The sequence below is a fragment of the Paraburkholderia denitrificans genome, from assembly GCF_042655705.1.
Lineage (GTDB): Bacteria > Pseudomonadota > Gammaproteobacteria > Burkholderiales > Burkholderiaceae > Paraburkholderia > Paraburkholderia denitrificans.
Genome location: NZ_JBHSMP010000024.1, coordinates 1 through 19256 on the forward strand (window position 1 = coordinate 1; position 19256 = coordinate 19256).

The window sequence follows — 19256 nt, forward strand, 5'->3', positions numbered from 1 at the left end:
CGACCGGCCCCTCCCTGACCTCCTGCGTCGGACCGGAGCCCCCTACCGCGCGAGCGGTTTCGTTCTTCGGCCATGAAGCGACATTCCCCAGCACGGTCATTCCGACGCCGGAGCGTCCGCTTCGCCTATCCAAACAGTCCTTCGTGCATTCACTCGTGCCATAAATGCGAGCGCGCAGGTGTTGCCTCCCGACACGTCAAAGGATCATGTTCAGTGGTTCGCGATGCTGGATTAACGGATGACATGGCAAGGCGTGCTGTCCTTTCTATCGGCACGCAAAGTTCCCATGACAGACCACGTCAAGCAAGCCGTATGAAATTCCGAGCCATCCGACACCGCAAACCTGCCCCAGCAGCCAGAGGCCAAGCGCCCGCTTCTCCGCAGTCTTGACAGCGTTGATCGCTTTGGGAAGTCCTCGGACATATATGATCGGATAACAAAAGAGCGCTATCGCCATGTTCCATGTCAGCACATTGCGGCTCGCGTTGGGGGCATCAAACATTAACCATGAAAAGAGCGCCAGCACACCTGCCCCCGCTGCAATGATTCCGAATACCGTGATTCCTCCCACGAAGATCGTGCGAGTGATGGCGCGGTACGTGTGTATTTGAGTCATTTTTTCAAGGTCCCGTCAGGAGGTTCCCGAGAGTGCGCATAGCCGCACCACTGCTTCATACGATACGCTGAGAGTCATTGGACTCACCTCCAATGCGGTCGTGGGCCAGCTGCGATGACTCAGGGCAATCAGCGTGTTTCGATGCCCGAAGCGGTCTGTGATCACACTGTTCCAATGGCAGACGGCGACCCGTGCCGCGAAGTTCGCTCGAGTTTTGGATTGGTCTTCGCGCGTCGTTATTGCGCCGGTGTACCTACCTTGTCCTTCGGCAGCGAGCTGTAGAGATCCCGCCACCTCTTCAAGTTTCCGTTCAATTCCGGGCTCAATTCCATGGCGAATTTCCCTGCGGCCGTACCTGCCGTGGCCGTTGCCTCATAAAGCGCACGCAGTTCGTCAGTTTCCGCGGGTGATTCGACGAAGGCAGCGAAATCGTGCAAGTTGGGAGAATATTCGCGCCGAATTTGATCGAGCATCTCCCCCTGGTTTGCGGCCGTGACGCTCATCAACATGCCAATTGCAGGTCCACCCGTCGCGTCGCCCCCTGCGCGGCGTGCGTCCTGAGTCGCCACGATCAGCATGGCAAATGTGGTGGATAGTCGAAGCATTTGCATCCTCGCCTTCATGGCGTCGGACGATGCGGCTTGAGCGTCTGCACCCGCCTTCCCACTGAAGAGTCGCGCCGCGCCCTTTCCACCCGCTAGCGCTAGCCGCTCCTGAAATACGACGTATCTGTGGCCCGTATCTGATTCGTAAAATTGGATCAGGTTATCTGCCTCTGTGCTGCTCAGGTGGGCTTCATAACTTCGGCGAAGCGCATCGAGGTAAGCTTTCGTAAGCACCGGCGCAACCTTGGCCTTGATGAGATCGGATTGCGCTGCACAGTCCTGGGTGATAACCGATCGCATTGTGTCCCATCGTGGGTCGTTCGGGTTCCAGGCGCGATTGCCAGGGTCTACCTCACGCAAGCTTCGTTCGACACATACGTCGATGTCGTCGCGCGCACCGATGCCTGGAACTTTGGTTGTTTGCGATCGATGGATGGCGAACAGCCGCTCGATCTGTGAAGCAGTCGCTCGCGGACCGGCAGGTCGCGGGCTTCCGGGCTTCAACGATGGCGCGCTAGCCGCATTGTCTGCGCCCCTTTCCGCTTTGAGAATCTGAATGTCGGTGTCGGCTGAGCCGACTTCAGTTACCCGAACTGCTTTTTCCCGAGCCACGCTTTCAGCACGCATGGAAGGTTGGCCATTGACGCGCACGCTGTGCTTTGCGTTCGGGAGCAATTCTTTCTCGATCAACACCTCGTGGACAAGACGAGGTGTATCGGCGTAGCTCGACTGGGAAGCAGCTTGCTGGGCCACCGACAGGCCTGCAATGAAGATCAAGATTGATCGTTCGATCATAGGGTCCCCGACTTCAGAAGGCCCGCGGCGTGCGAATTCATTCCAAGAAATATTTCGATGCGGGCGAAGAGTTGCTGCGGAAATATCACATGAGGATGTGAAACTGGTCAACGATACATGTGCGAAATCGCACATTTCCTCGAACGTCAAAGACAGACTGGGCGGACAAATGCGATTGCCGACCAGGCTGATCGTAGGTCAGCTGTACTTCCATATAACTGACGTTCAGTTTCGGGCGCCTGTATGGCCGAGAAGGGTCGATCTATGTCATTTGCAAAAGACGCGAGCCCGAAATGATCGACGTGCTCAGTCGAGGGACGCTGTGCGGCCGAGGCTGTGTCAAAACGCGCGACTTCGACACCGAGCAAGAAAGTCGACATGCCAGAACACTCTGTATCGGCTTCGCGACGCTTCGGGAAGGGTAAAGCGACACCCGAAAACCGGGTAACTTCGAGTTTTGACACAGCCTCGGCCATGAAGGGACATTCGACGATCTGGCCTACATCGTCGACATTTGTTCACGGGTAACACCATAAATACGCCTGACAAAAAACAGGCTTACCAGTAGGGTGTTCAGAGGTGTTGAATCAACGATGTGAAAATGAGTCATCCATTAGGGGCAAACATGACGCTAGGGGACGCTATTTTCAGGGCTGGGGCATTGGCGGTAGTGCTGTACGCCATGAATCACCTTAGAGAGAGACGGGACTTAATGGACAACACACCCAAGCCGAAGAATGTCACGATGCAACGAGTTGCTGGCGTATTGACGGGCTTAGTTATATTAGGCGTGAGCGTCTATTTCCTAAGGCACCAAATCGCCGCGACTTTTCATATTCCCTGATTCGCCGCTGGGAATTTCGACGGAAATGCGTCGCCTACAGCCCCTGCGGCCTGAACGTCTCTTCTCGGACGCATAAAAGGGCTGTTCAGGGTCGGCCACGAGCCGCCAGTCGAGGTCGATATCCATTTTGAATAGCCAGGGGCTCGTCCGCCCCCGCTCAATGGCCGGTTTCCGGCGAGCAAATTTCCGGTGACACTGCCCCAACCCGGCCAGCAAGAGTCATTAGCCTCCACCGGAGGTCGACGGACTAAACGTCAGTTCCGCATCCAGAATACGGCCGTTCCGAATACAAGCACGCGGCGCACACCCTACCAAGATTTCATGACGAGAATCAAGTAATTTGCGTGGAAAGGACTATTACTGACGTTGCATAAATGCTAGGGATTTTTGGCCGTTAATGATGCTGCGACCTGCACATGCCCTACCCAATTGGCCTGGTGGGCATGCACCGCGTCATCAGCTTCCTGCTCACAGCATCCCTCACCATGGTCAAGAACATAAGCATTCGTGTACGCCTCGCGCTGGCGATGGGTTTTCTCGGAGCACTGCTGGTCATCGGCGGCCTCATGGGTATCGTCGGCCTGTCATTGAGCAACAACGATACGAAGGATATGTATTCCAGCCGGCTAGCCTCTTCAGAGGCTCTTGCGCAGGCAAACGTAGCACTATCGAGGGCCCGTCTTTGGCTGTATCGCATCGCGCTCGATCCGGCTAGCCCAGACGTGCCCCAGGAAGCCCGGACGTCCCGCGATCTACTCACCGCATCAATGAGGGCGTGGGACGCGTATCGCGCGCTGCCGGTCTCAAGCCTCGACGAAGCGCAGCGCGCGGCCGACGCGAATACGAAGTTCGATGCACTCGTCAAGAGCGGCCTTGAACCGATGTTCAGCGCGATTGCCGCTGGTGATACTGCGAAGATTCCTGAAGTTTGGCGGCACACGCCACCGTCGCTGTTCATCGATGTGTCCGACAGCATGGATTCACTTGATCAGATCCAGGTCAATGCTGCCCGAGCGACGTTCGATGCTGCGCAGGTCCGCTTCCACTGGTTCGTTGAAGTAGCCCTCGCCGGTGTTCTGGGCGCGCTCGGTGCGGCGGCGCTCGCATGGTGGTCGCTGCAGCGTGCGATCAGTACGCCGCTTACCCAGGCACTTGGCCATTTCAGGGCGATTGCCGACGGCGACCTGACTACGCGGATTGAGGTCCATTCAGGTGACGAGATGGGGCAGTTGATGACCGGCCTGCAGGCGATGCAAGGCAATCTGGTTCAGACGATTGGTGTGGTGCGCGAGGGCGTGCATTCGATCAACACCGCCACGCATGAAATTTCGGACGGCAACGTGGACTTGTCGCAACGGACCGAAGAACAAGCCGCATCGCTGGAGGAAACCGCTGCCTCAATGGAGGAACTGACTTCGACGGTTCGCCAGAATGCTGACTATGCGAAGCAGGTCAATCAGGTGGTTAGTAGTACGGCTCTTCTGACTGAGCAGGGCAATCAGGCGACGCGGGACGCCGTACAGACGATGCGGAACCTGTCCGAGTCGTCCGGCAAGATGTCCGAAATTATTGGCGTGATCGAAGGAATCGCGTTCCAGACCAATATTCTGTCGCTGAATGCGTCCGTCGAAGCAGCGCGGGCGGGCGAGCAAGGGCGCGGGTTTGCGGTGGTCGCTGGCGAAGTGCGCTCCCTGGCCCAACGCAGCGCTACGGCATCGAGGGAGATCAAGGAACTGATCACGGATTCGCTTAAGCGCGTCGAAACCGGTGCGAGGCAGATCGATCGAGCGACGGAGACGATGACAGAAATTCTGGCTTCGGTGCGAAGCGTCAGCGATCTGATGGGCGAGATCACTGCAGCGTCCCAGGAGCAGTCGAAGGGTATCGAGCAGGTCAATCAGGCGGTGGCACAAATGGATCAGGTGACCCAGCAGAATGCGGCGCTGGTCGAGGAGGCGTCAGCGGCAGCACTATCGCTGAAAGAGCAGGCAGAGCAACTGGAGACGGCTATCTCGGTATTTCGCGTCGGCGCTGCGTAGAATCCCCGGGCTAGATTCGACCCTTGAGTAACACGATGCTGGCAAAGCCGAGCACCGGCCAGGTAGAGTGACGCACTGAATGGCCGTTGTACCCCGGAAGCGAACGTAGCGACTGCACGAGGCCGAGCGACGGCAATGGGTCGGGAGCACGCACTGCCGACTGGCCGCTTCCGGGAAGCAGAATTCCACTGGCCGCTTTCCGGTGATGAATTTGAGGAGTGGACTGACGCAACCCGATCCTGAACTGCCGTTCAAGCACGCCCCCAGCCAATGGCGGCTCCTGAAGACGCAACGGTCATTCGACTGACCGAGCGAAGCCACCCGCTGAATGTCTGGGCGAAGCATCCGGTGAACGTCTCTGCATAGCCATGCTGCGTCTCCCTAAGCGCGCAGCTGAATCAATCGTTTCGTTGCGTCCTGACCCGCCCTGTGGAGAATGCGTCATTGGCGAGACCATCATCGTCAATGAGAGATCTGTTCAGAGGAGGGACCAAATTGGACTGGGTGACCGTGGGTATCGAACGGAATAAACATCCCGACAGAACCAGTCTTGATCAATTCCACCATCCTGTTCAACGGCGCTTCGGCATCCTCAGTTCGCGGCACACACCCGTTTTTACCCGAGAGTGCCGCGACGAAGACGATTGCCCATTCCTGGAGCACCTGCCGTGATTCCGCGAGCAGATCGCTAAACGTACCAAGTTCCTCAGGTGTTTTGTCCACGCACATCAGTGGTGTCAACGCGCCACCCTGACCCGCTTCGAAGCGGGTCAGCTGGTCTGGCGTGCAATCATCGGGCAACTCAACTGAGGTAAATACGAATAGCAGACGCTGTGGCTCCGGTTGTTGCCGTGCGAGGCGAAGAAGTTCATCAAAACTCGAAATACTTATCATCAATCGTCCGTGTGGTGTCGTGAAGGCAAGGCAGTACGTCGGCTGTGGAATCCGACACATAATCCGCTCGTCCTGCCTGGGGGAATTTAGCCGCCCACAAGTGGAGGAGTTTGAACTGCCCATCGGAGAACATGGAGGGAAACTGGCCGGTCTCGTCAATGTGATGGGATTTTCTCTGGCGGCTTATATGTCCACTATACCCTGAGAACTCTAACACCTCCCCGGAGTCGATCCATTCTCCATGACTGCTCCCTTCTACGAAGCCGGCGCGCCTCACCTCCATGGAGGCGTCGGCACCTCATCGCGCCACGACCAGTGGTGAACGGCCGCAAGGGAGGGAGCCGACTGTCCGCGTCGGGTTGCGGATTCAACCGGCGGATGCAAAAGGTTTCTCGAATCGTTCGGCCGCTTCTTGGGGTGGAGCCGACGTCTCAATGTCCGGGCGTCGCCTCGGGCGAATGATACTTCCTGGCCGATTGGGTAAGGTCGCCAACGGCCGCTTAGTGGCACTCCAGTTTGCAAAATCTGGATTTGGCTGACTGACCGGTTTGGAGAACGTTGTCTGACCGGAGTGGGTCGTAGAACGAAACCGTTCGTGCGTTTAGGCGACCCACCGCGTATGCGCTATCCATGAACTTCCGAGTGCGTCCAACTCCCGCCATTACCTCTGCTTTCCCACGAGACGTTCAAACGTCAAATCCGCACCGGATAGCGGACCTTGGTGCGTGAATCCGCGTGGACGGCTTTTGCAGCGGCAAAATCCATCTCATACAAGTGCTGGTTGAGGCCTGTCCTGCTGTCACCAAAGCCATGCTGTTTCGGGCCGCGCGGCGTGCCGAAGTGAAGCCTGTGTCACCAGGACGCAGCCCACAAATATAGAAACAGCGTGTCGTTGGATCTTGCGTTGCGCCCGTTGCCATCGTAGTTGGTGCTCGCCCCAAGGTATTTGGCGAAATGCGTGTACTGCAAGCCAACGCGCAGGTATTGCATCGGGATCCAGAAAATCTCCGGCGTCCAGCCTTGCGTGTTAGGGGAAAAGTTCGCGCTGCTGGCGTAAGCGACGCTGTCGGAACTGCCCGTTGTATTGAAGAAGGAAAGACTGATACCGTATTTGGACTGGTAGACGTACGATGCCTTAATCCGCAGGCTGTTCAGATTCCCCGATGTGCTGTCGCCCAGGACAAAATTGTTCGGGTCGTGGATGTTCTCTTTTACATAGAGTGCCTGTGCGGTGATCGTATGCGGTTCGAGAAGGTACTCATACTGCGCATCCACGCCAATATCCCGATAGCGGGTTACGCCTTGCATGAATATCGGAAAAGCGTTTGCGTCGTTGGGATAGACGTTCACGTTTAAACCGAACGTGCCTACCATGACACTATGTGGACCCCAGTCGTGGGTAAGGGCGATTCGCGCGTACGGGTTGTACCCGCGCAGATAGATCTGCGGGTGGGCCGGGTCGCCCGCGCTGTTGCCATGGCTCAGGAATGACCACATCCCATCGGCCGTGCTGTACGCCGTCAATTCCGCGTAAATCGTCTTGTTCCAGTACAGGTAGGCGCCTGTGCCTACGACCTGTTGGGCCAATGCCCCATCGATGACCGGCAGGTTCGGAATTTTGGCGACCGGGCTAATCGTTGAGGAGATATAGGGATAGCTCCACGCCGGCGCGCTATTCCAGACGTCCTGTACGGTCGGATTGTTGTGCAGGGTCAGGCCGAGTACAAGGTCGCTGGTGTCCCCGATGATACTGTCCACAAAACGGAAGTCGGTGTTGTCCGACCCCCAGCGACCCTGCCACTTGCCGTCACCGTTCTGGTGATCGTAATTCGAGTACGTGAACTGGGCGAATCCACCGATATGATCGGTGATTTTCCCGGCGAGGAAAATGCTGGCCGAATCGAACATCGGAAGACCGTCTTTGGGATTGATGGGCATCGCGTTGGAGTCCAGGTTGTCCCTGGTCTTGCTCATATCGACCGTGGCCATTGCGGCTATAGGAATCGTGCGCTTGCCGAGGGTGTAGCCATTCAACTTGAACCAGCGCCCATAGGGAGTCAGTTCCGGAAATTGCCCGCCGGCGTGGCACGCCACGCAATTTTGCCCCGTCTGTCGTGCGAATATCGGCAAGGCATGGGCTGCAGAGGCGTCGAACAGACAAAGCGCCGCCAATACAGCAATCGAGGCGCGGCGAAGCAGGTCGCAGGATGTCCGGACGCGGGCAAGAGCGGATGTTGTGATCATTTCTTCCTCTGCAGTGTCGCGCCGCGTCGCACTCTTCCGTAAGGGAATAGACAGCGAAGGCGGGTCATCTAACCATGGGTGCATCTCGCTGTGCCGCGGCGGCGGCACATTAGTCAATAATGTATTGATGTACTAAATAGATTATTAAGAGTGCACCGACTTGCCATGCGGGGAATATCTTATTTGGATTGAAGATAGGCCGCCACGGCCCTGGCCTGTTCGTCATTCAAGGTATGCGCCACTGCGCTCATCACAGGCGCATTGCCACGGGTGCCGTTTTTGAAAACCTCGATCTGATGCAACAGATACTCTTTATGTTGCCCGGCTAGTCGCGGAAATGTGCCGGCTCCCTGAGCCTCCGCGCCGTGACATGATGCGCAAGCCGGCACGCCCTTATCCGGTACGCCGCGTTCGAAGATTTCCTGCCCCTTTGCCATCAAGGCGGTATCTCCAGCCGCGCCTCGCGTTGCCGGCTGGTGCGAGAAATAGTCGGCCAGCGATTTGGCGGCGTTGTCGTCCAGTAGTGCGGCCATGCCCCACATGTAATCACGGGCAGTGTTTTCGCCGCGCGCGTGCTCGCGGAATCCTTTCAACTGGGCTTCGATGTACTCGGATGTCTGCGCGTTGAGTTTCGGAAACATCGGTGATTCGCTACGTCCGCCTACACCGTGGCAGCCGGAACAAATCTGCATGGCTATGCGGGCGCCATCCTGGCTTTGTGCAAAAGCTGGCGCCAACGTGAGGCCAGCGGCGGCAAGCAACGCGATCATGGACGTTCGTGGAACGAGTATCATTTTTCTCAGCGTTGTCGTCAGGTCGAGCGAATGGAAGATATCAGCTCACGCGGAAAGTATATGGTTTTTTTGAACTCAACTCTTAAGGAACGCTGAAGACCGACTTGTCGTACCGCAAATGCGACCGGTGCGGGTTTGTTGCCACAAGCAGCGGCGCTTGAGTGGTGAATTTCGAGTGTTTCGACCACGATCGGACGCTTCTGCAAAATCAATCTGCCGCTTCATGAGCGTGGGGCCGTTCCGTGAGCTTCTTTGTACAATGTCCCCCGCTTCGTCTGCGATGACCTCTAAGCGGAATTGATCAGTGTTTCCCTGATGTGAAGGAGCACCTGGCCGTTATTCCTTTGGAACCGGCCGGTGGAACTTCTCCCTCGCGAGGGGCAGTTCAGGGTCGTTTTATGTATTGACATAGTTCGCTATCTGCAGGGTCAAGTAAAGCAGCGACGGACCCAGTTCGGCCGATTCTGTTGAAAAACTTGGCCGCAGCCATCACATCCCCCCCAACCGCCGCAACCCGAAGCAGACCTTCAGATTTTCCAAAATCTGCCGTTCACGTGAAACGAGAGCACTTCCGTTTCGCACGCGGCACTGCAGCCGCGGTGTGGGTGAACAGTCTAGTCAGAATTAGGTTTTCAATGAAAATAGTTGCGAAACACTTGATCGCGGCATTTCTTTCGTGCCTTTCCTGCCTGATTGCGCCTGCTGCGTTGGCCGCCGCGAGCGAAGGGCAGTCCTTCCAGTCCGATCCAGCAATCGAAAAGATGGCGGAAGCCTATGCGCAAGATACTGTCGACATCGCCGCAAAACATTTTGCTATCCAGCTAGATTGGTCGGATGCGAGCATAGCGAATATCGAAAAGGCTTTGGCGCAAATGAACCTTTCGTATACCAACACCAATCCCAAGCCGACTGACGAACAGGTCATGTCGTTTGCGAAGGGTTTTGGAAGTTACGTGGGCGAGGTCTACCGCCGGAATCATGGAGGCGAACGGGGTATTGCCACGCTCGGAGAAAGTCGCTTTCCGGCGCTGCGAAGCGACTCGGGTACGATCTTCTGGCCGTGGGCGCGAGCATTCAAACGCATCACCGAGGGAGCCCAGGATAATGTTTCCGACTACTACAGCGCGCTGCTGAAGAACTAGAACGGCTTGCTGATGGCTTAATGGAGAAGCCCCGTGCCGTTCACCCATTGTGTCCTCGAAATTGTTGAAAATCGGCCCGGGCAGCTGCGGTATACCCATGAAATGTGATTGCCACGATCAGCCTGCGATACGCCGGATTGACGGAACTTTGCCGTCCCTGTTTCCCGCCTTCCAGCATGTGGATGCTGGCTCCTGGAGAGCGCTTCTTCGATGCCCAGTGTGCGGACAGCTATGGGCTGCTGATGAGTGGGAAAAATACCAGATTCAGCTTGCGGTAAAGGTCGCAGATGCTGAGAGCTGGAACGCCTCAGATGAGGCCCAGCGTAAGGAATATCTTGCTCAGTCGCGCGGGGAAAATGCCGCTGCAAAATGCATGTGGAACGGCTGCGACAAAAGGCAGCTGAAAGGCAGCGCATACTGCGTCGACCATCTCTATGCCACTGGGGCAAGAGCCTGACCAACGGCAATCTGGACATGCAGTTCGACTGGCCGCTCCCGGCCGCCCCCAACCGGTATCGCCCATCCTCCACCGAAATCCGCAAATAACCAAAAAAAAGCCCGACTCACGTCGGGCTCCCAAGTGTAACCGCATCCGTTGCCGGATGCGGTACCTGCAAGCTTCTCGCTTACGCTGCCAGCAGCGAGCGCAGCACGAACGGCAGAATGCCGCCGTGCTTGTAGTAGTCGACTTCGATCGGCGTGTCGATGCGCAGCAGCACCTGGATGCGTTGGTCCTTGCCATCCTTGTGGTGGATCACGAGCGTCAGATCCTGTTGCGGCTTGAAGTCGTCGGTCAGACCTTCGACATCGAACGTTTCTTCGCCGGTCAGGCCGAGCGACTGCACGCTGTCCGAACCCTTGAACTGCAGCGGCAGAACGCCCATGCCGACGAGGTTCGAGCGGTGGATACGCTCGAAGCTGCGTGCGACCACGGCCTTCACGCCCAGCAACTGCGTGCCCTTCGCCGCCCAGTCGCGCGACGAACCCGTGCCGTACTCTTCGCCCGCGAACACCATGGTCGGCGTGTCGGCGTCGATGTACTTCATCGCGGCGTCGTAAATCGACATCTGTTCGCCGCTCGGCTGATGGATCGTCAGGCCGCCTTCAACGCGCGTGCCGTCCGCGTTCGCCGGAATCATCAGGTTCTTGATCCGCACGTTCGCGAAGGTGCCGCGCATCATCACGTCGTGGTTGCCGCGGCGCGAGCCGTAGCTGTTGAAGTCGGACTTCTGCACGCCGTTGGCCTTGAGCCACTTGCCTGCGGGCGAGTCTTCCTTGATCGAGCCAGCCGGGCTGATGTGGTCGGTCGTGACCGAGTCGCCGAAGATGCCGAGCGCGCGCGCGCCCTTGACTTCAGCCACCGCCGACGACGGCGTCATCGAGAATTCCTTGCCGAAGAACGGCGGCTCGGCGATGTAGGTTGACTTCGGCCAGTCGTAGACCTGGCCTTCTTCGCCCTCGATCTTGCTCCACAGGTCGCCCTTCTTCGTGAGCTGGCTGTAGTTCTTCTGGAAGGCGTCGGCGTCGAGCGCGAACTTGAGCAGCGCGTTGATTTCGTCGCTGGTCGGCCAGATGTCCCCGAGGTAGATGTCGCGGCCGTTCTTGCCCTTGCCGACCGGCTCGGTCATCAGATCGCGCGTGATATTGCCCGCGATCGCGTAAGCGACGACCAGCGGCGGCGAGGCGAGGAAGTTCGCGCGGATGTTCGGGTGGATGCGCGCTTCGAAGTTACGGTTGCCCGAGAGCACCGCTGCCGCGACGACATCGTGCTTCGTGATGGCGTCGTTCAGTCCCGGCGTCAGGTCGCCCGCGTTGCCGATACAGGTCGTGCAGCCGTAAGCCGCGAGTTCGAAGCCGAGCTTCGAGAGGTACGGCAAGAGGCCCGTCTTCGTCAGGTATTCGGTGACGATGCGCGACCCCGGGGCAAGCGAGGTCTTGATGTGCGGCGCGACCGTGAGGCCCGCTTCCACCGCCTTCTTCGCGAGCAGGCCGGCAGCCAGCAGGACGCTCGGGTTCGACGTGTTCGTGCACGACGTGATCGCGGCGATCAGCACGTCGCCGTTGTGCAGCTTGACGTCGTCGGAGGTCGTGTATTCGGCCTTGAGGTCGGCGGCCTTCTTGGCAAAGCCGTTTTCCGCGACCGGCTTCGAGAACAGGTCGGTGAAGGTCGACTTCACGTTGCCGATTTCGATGCGGTCCTGCGGGCGCTTCGGACCGGCCAGCGACGGCGTGACCGTCGCAAGGTCGAGCGTGAGCGTCTTCGTGTAGTCGATGTCGCCGGCCTTCGGAATGCCGAAAAGCTCCTGCGCCTTGAAGTAGTTTTCGAAGGCCGAGATTTCCGCCTGCGTGCGGCCCGTGCCGCGGAAGTACTCGATCGTCTTTTCGTCGACCGGGAAGAAGCCCATCGTCGCGCCGTATTCCGGCGCCATGTTGCCGATCGTCGCGCGGTCCGGCAGCGACAGCGAAGTCGTGCCTTCGCCGAAGTATTCGACGAACTTGCCGACAACCTTCTCCTTGCGCAGCATTTCGGTGAGGGTCAGCACGAGGTCGGTTGCCGTGCAGCCTTCGCGCAGCTTGCCCTTCAGCTCGACGCCGACGACGTCCGGCGTGAGGAAGTACACCGGCTGGCCGAGCATGCCCGCTTCCGCTTCGATGCCGCCCACGCCCCAGCCCACGACGCCGATACCGTTGATCATCGTCGTGTGGCTGTCGGTGCCGACGAGCGTATCCGGGTAGTAGACGGTGTCAGCGCCTTCCGTCTTCTTGTGCACGCCGCGTGCGAGGTATTCCAGGTTGACCTGGTGCACGATGCCAATGCCCGGCGGCACGACCTTGAACGTGTCGAACGCCTGCATGCCCCACTTCATGAACTGGTAGCGCTCGTTGTTGCGCTCGAATTCCAGCTTCATGTTGAGGTCGAGCGCATCCTTCTGGCGGAAGTAGTCGATCTGGACCGAGTGGTCGACGACGAGATCGACCGGCACGAGCGGCTCGATGACCTTCGGGTTCTTGCCGACCTGCCTCGCGACGCCGCGCATCGCGGCGATGTCGGCGAGCAGCGGCACGCCCGTGAAGTCCTGCAGCACGACGCGCGACACGACAAACGGGATTTCATCGACGCGGGCGCCCGTGGGCTTCCAGTTGGCCAGCTGCTCGATGTGCTCTTCCGCGATCTTCTTGCCGTCGTAGTTACGCAGCACGGATTCGAGCACGACGCGAATCGAGACCGGCAGGCGATCGATCTTCACGCCCAGCTGCTTGCCAAGTTGCGGCAGCGAGTAGAACTTGCCTTTGCCGGAACCGCTGTCGAATTCCTTCAGCGTTTTGTGGAGGTTGTGAGCCATGGTGTTTTCCTTCGTTTAATCGCGGAAATAACGCTTGATTACACGTTTGCTGCTGTAGCCTGAGGTTTTACCTGATAGTTGCTTGACTGCTCAGATCACATACAAGTCGACGTATTCGTTCACCGGCATGGCATCGAGCCGCGCCGGATCAAGCGAGACATCGAGAATCGCCTGCTGCTGCTTCGCGGGGAAGCGGCGCGCGAGGTTGGTCCGGAACTTCTCGATCAGGAGCGGGATGCCTTCGTCGCGGCGCCGCCGGTGACCGATCGGGTACTCCACCACGACTTCGTCGAGCGTCGTGCCGTCGTTCAGTTCGACGGTCAGCGCGTTGGCGATCGAGCGCTTGCCGGGGTCGTGGTAATCCTTCGTGAACTGCGGGTCTTCGACACAGACTGTCATTGCGCGCAACGCGTCGATGCGCGGGTCGCACGCGATGTCGTCCTCGTAGTCGGCCGCCGTGAGGCGCCCGAACAGAAGCGGAACGGCGACCATGTACTGAATGCAGTGGTCGCGATCGGCGGGGTTCGCGAGCGGGCCGGTCTTGTCAATGATGCGGATCGCCGCTTCGTGGGTGCGAATCGTGATCCGCTTGATGTCCGCGGTTGTCCTGCCTTGTTGCGCGAGCACGCCGTGCAGCTTCATCGCGGCTTCGGCGGCGGTCTGCGCGTGGAATTCGGCGGGAAACGAAATCTTGAACAGCACGTTTTCCATTACGTATGTGGAATACGGACGCTGAAATCTGAACGGCTGGCCCTTGAACGAGACGTCGTAGAAGCCCCAGGTCTTCGCCGTGAGCGCCGACGGATAGCCCATCTCGCCGGTCTTCGCGATCAGCGCGAGACGCACGGCGCGCGAGGTCGCGTCGCCCGCGGCCCACGATTTGCGTGAGCCCGTGTTGGGCGCGTGCCGGTAGGTGCGCAGCGACTGGCCGTCCACCATCGCGAGCGAGACTGCATTGATCAGCTCGTCGCGCGTGAGGCCGACAAGCTGGCCGACCACCGCGGTCGAGGCGAGCTTCACGAGCAGCACGTGGTCGAGTCCGACCTTGTTGAACGAGTTCTCCAGCGCGAGGCAGCCCTGGATCTCGTGCGCCTTCACCATGCCGACGAGCACGTCCTTCATGGCGAGCGGCGCTTTGCACGCGGCGACGGCGGTGCGCGAGAGCCAGTCGGCGGTCGCGAGAATGCCGCCCAGGTTGTCGGACGGGTGGCCCCATTCGGCGGCGAGCCAGGTGTCGTTGAAGTCGAGCCAGCGGATCATCGCGCCGATGTTGAACGCGGCCTGAACCGGATCGAGCTGGAATGAGGTGCCCGGCACTTTTGCGCCGTGCGGGACGATCGTGCCGGGCACGACCGGTCCCAGCAGCTTGGTGCAGGCCGGGTAGGCGAGCGCCTCGAGTCCGCAGCCGAGCGTGTCGATCAGGCAATGACGCGCCGTGGCCAGCGCGAGGGCGCTGTCGACCGAATAGCTCAGGACGTAGTCGACGATATCGACGAGGACCTGATCCGGCTCGGGCCGGATATTGGCGATCGATGCGGACATCGAGACGCTCCGTGAGACGCTGATGCTGCGCTTACTGACCGCTTACGGCGCTGGCGCCCGCCGGAGCGCGGTTCGCCGGGTTCAGCGCGGCGGCCTGGGTCGGCGCCATGGCGCCTTGCTGCATTGCAACGGTCTTGCACTCGTCGGCGAGACGCGAGCTGTCGTGGTCCGAGAACAGCATGGCCTTCGTCGGGATCACGACGAGGTCGAGACCCGTGGCGGAGTCGTGGAAGCGGTCAGCACCGGTCGTGGTGACCTGGCGCGGCAGGGCGTAGTTCTTGTTCGCCCAGTGGACGGTGACAACCTGGTCACGCGCCATGTCGCCCTTCATGTCGAATTCCATGCCTTCGGCGCAGGACCAGTGTTCCGAGCCGGCCAGGATCGGGTCGACCTTGGCTTCCTTGGCCGCGCTCTTCTTGCGCTTGATGATGCGGTGCTTCGGGGCCGGCTTCCTGGCGGCGGTCGACGCGGGTTGGGCGGCGACGTCGGTCGCGGCCAGCATCATCGTCGAGGACAGTGCGCCAACAACGGCGGCGATAAGCAGTTTCTTCATGGAGTCAAACCTTTATATCTAAGTCGGTTGATCAGTGCGCGGCCGTGTTTGCGGCCGCTATCTAGCACTACGCGCGCCCCGAAAGCGCGCAGCGGACACTATTTTCACCTATTTACGGATTCTGGCTTGTAATTATCGGTGACACGCGTTCGTTGCTCGTTGCGCCGTGCCGGATCTCCTCGTTGTCCATGCATTATCCGATCTGCCACGCGCGCTTCCACGCGCAATTCTGCGCGCATCGCCGAAGCGCTCATGCAATTCACGTCGCGGCTCCCTGCTGCCACTCGCCCGGTGCGAAGAGCGGTGAGCACTCGGCGGGCACGCTGCGGCCCGTTGCGCGCGCGCGGCGCAGCACGGACCAGTAGTAGCGGTAGCTCGCGCGATCGTGCAGCGTGTCGCCGTGGCGCGTCGGGCCCCACTGCGCGGCCTGGGCGGCCAGCAGGATTTCGGCTGCGAGCGTCACTTCCTCGTCGCGGGGCGCGAAAGCGGCCACGATAGTGGTCACCTGCGCCGGGTGAATGCTCCACACGCGCGTGTAGCCAAATTCATTGCGTGCGCGGGCCGCGTCGGTGGCGACCACGCTCATGTCGCGCACTTCGGTGCTTACGTTGTGCGAGGGTACCTTGCCGAAGGCGTGGCAGGCCGCGGCGATCTCGAGCTTCGCGCGGCGCACGAGCGGGTGGTCGAACTGGCCGGGCGAGCGCATCGCCGAATCGGGAATCGCGCCGTCGTGAGCCGAAACGAAGTCCATGAGGCCGAAGCTGAGCGCCTCGACGCCGCGCAGCGCCGCGAGATCGAATACGCGCGCGAGCGCGCCGTGCGTTTCAACGAGCAGCTGCGCCGGGATCGGCCTGGCGATGCCCAGCTCCACGCGCGTCGCCTCGATGAAGGCGATCATTTCGGCGGCGTCGCCTGCGGCGCGGATTTTCGGCAGCGTGATATAGGCCGGCGCGCGCCTGGCGGCACGCAGGATCAGGCGCACGTCGTCGCGCCAGTGCGGATGATGGAAGTCGTGGATGCGGACCCCGACGCGCCCGAAGCGGTCGTGCTCGCTGCCGATGAGCGAGGCGACGAGTTCGGCATGTTCGGCCTCGCGGCCCACCTGGGCGCCGTCCTCGCAGTCGAGCGTGATGTCGAAGACCGGCCCGAGCTGCTGCTGGAGCGCGAGCGATTTGAGCATCAGCTTTTCGCTGCCGGCGTAGTGATCGCAGGCTGGCAGGAGAGTGGGCGGCGCTTCGCCGTCAAAGAGCACTTCGGCGGGAGTCAGGGCGCGCATCGTCGGCGTCAGGTGTCGAGTGGGGAGTGAAGCCTGATTCGGATGCGCCCTGAGTTTGAGCACTGCGCGAGAGCACTGCGCGAGCGGCAAGGCGCGTCCGGATCAGGTGCGGCGCGAGGCGGGATGTCACGCCTTGCGCCGCACGCAAAAAAACCGGAACCCGTTGGAACAACCGGATCCCGGTTTGCCTGCATAGGGTTTAGCCGAGCAGGTGCGAGACGCCGTCGCGCTCTTCGAGCAGCTCGTTGAGCGTGCCGTCCATCTTTTCGCGCGAGAACGCGTCGATTTCGAGGCCTTCGATGCGCTTGTATTCGCCGTTTTCGCAGGTCACCGGCACGCCGTAGACGATGTCTTCGGGGATGCCGTACGTGCCGTCCGACGGAATGCCCATCGTGACCCACTTGCCGTTCGTGCCGAGGACCCAGTCGCGGACGTGGTCGATGGCGGCGTTAGCAGCCGACGCCGCCGACGACAGGCCGCGCGCTTCGATGATCGCTGCGCCGCGCTTGCCGACGGTCGGGATGAACGTGTTGCGGTTCCATTCGTCGTCGTTGATCAGCTTGGTCAGCGACTGGCCTTCGACGGTGGCGAAACGGAAATCGGGGTACATCGTCGGCGAGTGGTTGCCCCACACGGCGAGCTTCTCGATCGATGCGACCGGCTTGCCCGACTTGGCGGCCAGTTGCGACAGTGCGCGGTTGTGGTCGAGGCGCAGCATGGCCGTGAAGTTCTTCTTCGGCAGATCCGGAGCCGACTTCATGGCGATGTAAGCATTCGTGTTGGCCGGGTTGCCGACGACCAGCACCTTCACGTCGCGGCTGGCGACGTCGTTCAGCGCCTTGCCCTGAACCGTGAAGATTTCGGCGTTGGCCGAGAGCAGGTCCTTACGCTCCATGCCCTTCGAGCGCGGACGGGCGCCCACGAGCAGGGCGACGTCGGCGTCCTTGAATGCAACCTTGGGGTCGTCGGAGACCACGACGCCCGCGAGCAGCGGGAATGCGCAGTCTTCCAGTTCCATCACGACGCCCTTGACGGCGGCTTGCGCCTGGGGCAGGTCGAGCAGTTGCAGGATGACGGGCTGATCCTTGCCGAGCAGGTCGCCGTTCGCGATGCGGAACAGCAGGGAGTAACCGATCTGACCTGCGGCGCCGGTGACGGCAACGCGCTTTGCGGGCTTAGCCATTGAAAATCTCCAGGAAGAAGCGTTATACGCCAACGTAAAGCGCCATTCTATATGCGCGTCACGCGAAGCGTTCGTGAAACAGGCTGACGGACTGCCGGGCTGGCGTCTCGCGGCGTGTGCGGCCGGGCGGCGCGCCGCGGCAGGGCCGTCGTGCCGGTAACCTGTGCGACAAAGCGAGGATGGACGGGCACGCCCGGAACCCGGCGCTGGCCTCATCAAGTGTGCCGACTCCTGCAACAGCTCGCTTTGGCTGGTCCACGAAGGCGCGGCGCGAGAGACGCTGGCGGGGCGGATCGAAACCTCGACTGCGGTGAGGGAACAGCATGATGCGAAGGCGGCCTGCAGCGCTTGGCGCGACCAGGTAAACGATGCCGGCAGATTCCGTGAATCGCCCGCAAACCCTTGCTCGATCGGGAGTTTAGGAGTGGCATAGGGCAAAGTCAACTGCATCTTATGTCTTATATAAGATATATCTATTTTGCAGGGAAATCGCTGGACGCCGGGGACCGCTTTATGTTGAAATGCGCGCCATGAGTGCGAACCCGGACAGCAACGCGACAACCCCCGCTCCCGAGAGCGGCGTGGGCGCGTCCGCGTCCGCTACACCCGTTGCATCGCCGTCGCCCACGTTCAGTCCCCTCTATCAGCAGATCAAAGGGCTCATCACGCAGAGCCTCGAAGCCGGCGAATGGAAGCCCGGCGAGATCATCCCCAGCGAAATCGAACTGGCCGGCCGCTATAAGGTAAGCCAGGGAACGGTGCGCAAGGCGATCGACGAACTCGCGGCCGACAATCTGCTGGTGCGCCGCCAGGGCAAGGGCACGTTCGTCGCCACCCACAACGAGGACCGCGCCCAGTTTCGCTTCCTCCGGTTGCTGGCCGAAGACGGCGCGGAACATCCTCACGTCAGCAAGCTGCTCGACTGCCGGCGCCTGCGCGCGACGGCCGAGATCGCTCGCCAGCTCGATCTGAAGCCCGCCGATCCGGTCGTCCTGATCCGCCGCCTTCTGCAGTTCGACGGCGAGAGCACCGTGCTCGACGAAATCTGGCTGCCGGGCCTGGTGTTCCGGGGTCTCACGACGGAGCGTCTTGCAGAATACAAAGGCCCGCTTTACGCCATGTTCGAGGCGGAGTTCGGCACGCGCATGATACGCGCGACCGAAAAGATCCGCGCCGTGGCCGCCGAGCCTGCGGTAGCCGACCTGCTCAACGTTCCGTCCGGCTTCCCATTGCTTTCTGTCGAGCGCGTGTCCTATACCTATGGAGATCGACCGGTTGAGGTGCGTCGCGGGTGGTATGTCACAACCGGGTACTACTATCAGAACGATTTGAGTTGAAACGGGCGGCTCCCGCCCGGCGCATTTATTGCGCGCGCAAGCAATACA

Annotated in this window: 13 protein-coding genes and 1 pseudogene; 4 read left to right on the forward strand and 10 right to left on the reverse strand. The window is 60.3% G+C overall.

The genetic code is table 11. The annotated features are described in order from the left end of the window. Nucleotides 1–265: 265 nt before the first annotated feature. Both ACFPTO_RS18550 and ACFPTO_RS18555 read right to left on the reverse strand, forming a co-directional pair. Nucleotides 266–616, reverse strand: coding sequence for a hypothetical protein (locus ACFPTO_RS18550; protein WP_377713526.1), 351 nt, complete (start codon nucleotides 614–616; stop codon nucleotides 266–268). Between the two features lie 236 nt (nucleotides 617–852). Further along, complete coding sequence (locus ACFPTO_RS18555; protein WP_377713528.1) at nucleotides 853–2016, reverse strand: hypothetical protein; 1164 nt, start codon at nucleotides 2014–2016, stop codon at nucleotides 853–855. Between the two features lie 1260 nt (nucleotides 2017–3276). Here ACFPTO_RS18555 and ACFPTO_RS18560 point away from each other — a divergent pair. Continuing rightward, complete coding sequence (locus ACFPTO_RS18560) at nucleotides 3277–4899, forward strand: methyl-accepting chemotaxis protein (protein ID WP_465262958.1); 1623 nt, start codon at nucleotides 3277–3279, stop codon at nucleotides 4897–4899. Nucleotides 4900–5361: 462 nt separating this feature from the next. Here ACFPTO_RS18560 and ACFPTO_RS18565 read toward each other — a convergent pair whose 3' ends face one another. Continuing rightward, a complete protein-coding gene (locus ACFPTO_RS18565) occupies nucleotides 5362–5790 on the reverse strand; it encodes a ribonucleotide reductase subunit alpha (protein WP_377713599.1) in 429 nt (142 codons plus the stop codon). A 771-nt stretch (nucleotides 5791–6561) separates the two neighbouring features. Here ACFPTO_RS18565 and ACFPTO_RS25180 point away from each other — a divergent pair. Then, nucleotides 6562–6636 (forward strand): annotated as a pseudogene (locus ACFPTO_RS25180) (YaiI/YqxD family protein); the annotation flags it as partial. Between the two features lie 9 nt (nucleotides 6637–6645). Here the strand turns inward: ACFPTO_RS25180 and ACFPTO_RS18570 are convergent. Together ACFPTO_RS18570 and ACFPTO_RS18575 are read right to left on the reverse strand one after the other, a co-directional pair. Next, nucleotides 6646–8037 carry a cytochrome C gene (locus ACFPTO_RS18570; protein WP_377713530.1) on the reverse strand — a complete coding sequence of 464 codons (1392 nt, stop codon included), beginning with the start codon at nucleotides 8035–8037 and terminating at the stop codon, nucleotides 6646–6648. 179 nt (nucleotides 8038–8216) lie between these two features. Then, the gene (locus ACFPTO_RS18575; RefSeq protein ID WP_377713532.1) at nucleotides 8217–8807 is read right to left on the reverse strand and encodes a c-type cytochrome; all 591 of its coding nucleotides are present in this window, start codon (nucleotides 8805–8807) and stop codon (nucleotides 8217–8219) included. Between the two features lie 659 nt (nucleotides 8808–9466). Here ACFPTO_RS18575 and ACFPTO_RS18580 point away from each other — a divergent pair. After that, nucleotides 9467–9973 carry a hypothetical protein gene (locus ACFPTO_RS18580; protein ID WP_377713534.1) on the forward strand — a complete coding sequence of 169 codons (507 nt, stop codon included), beginning with the start codon at nucleotides 9467–9469 and terminating at the stop codon, nucleotides 9971–9973. Between the two features lie 626 nt (nucleotides 9974–10599). Here the strand turns inward: ACFPTO_RS18580 and acnA are convergent. The 5 genes from acnA to ACFPTO_RS18605 form a co-directional block, all read right to left on the reverse strand. Beyond that, a complete protein-coding gene (gene acnA / locus ACFPTO_RS18585; RefSeq protein ID WP_377713536.1) occupies nucleotides 10600–13317 on the reverse strand; it encodes an aconitate hydratase AcnA in 2718 nt (905 codons plus the stop codon). A gap of 90 nt (nucleotides 13318–13407) precedes the next feature. After that, the gene (locus ACFPTO_RS18590) at nucleotides 13408–14859 is read right to left on the reverse strand and encodes a bifunctional 2-methylcitrate dehydratase/aconitate hydratase (protein WP_377713538.1); all 1452 of its coding nucleotides are present in this window, start codon (nucleotides 14857–14859) and stop codon (nucleotides 13408–13410) included. A gap of 31 nt (nucleotides 14860–14890) precedes the next feature. Further along, a complete protein-coding gene (locus ACFPTO_RS18595; RefSeq protein WP_377713540.1) occupies nucleotides 14891–15412 on the reverse strand; it encodes a hypothetical protein in 522 nt (173 codons plus the stop codon). 259 nt (nucleotides 15413–15671) lie between these two features. Then, nucleotides 15672–16688, reverse strand: a complete 1017-nt coding sequence (locus tag ACFPTO_RS18600) for an HpcH/HpaI aldolase/citrate lyase family protein (RefSeq protein WP_377713542.1) — start codon at nucleotides 16686–16688, stop codon at nucleotides 15672–15674. A gap of 199 nt (nucleotides 16689–16887) precedes the next feature. Beyond that, complete coding sequence (locus ACFPTO_RS18605; RefSeq protein WP_377713544.1) at nucleotides 16888–17871, reverse strand: malate dehydrogenase; 984 nt, start codon at nucleotides 17869–17871, stop codon at nucleotides 16888–16890. 530 nt (nucleotides 17872–18401) lie between these two features. Here ACFPTO_RS18605 and ACFPTO_RS18610 point away from each other — a divergent pair. After that, nucleotides 18402–19208 carry a GntR family transcriptional regulator gene (locus ACFPTO_RS18610; protein ID WP_377713546.1) on the forward strand — a complete coding sequence of 269 codons (807 nt, stop codon included), beginning with the start codon at nucleotides 18402–18404 and terminating at the stop codon, nucleotides 19206–19208. Nucleotides 19209–19256: the final 48 nt, after the last annotated feature.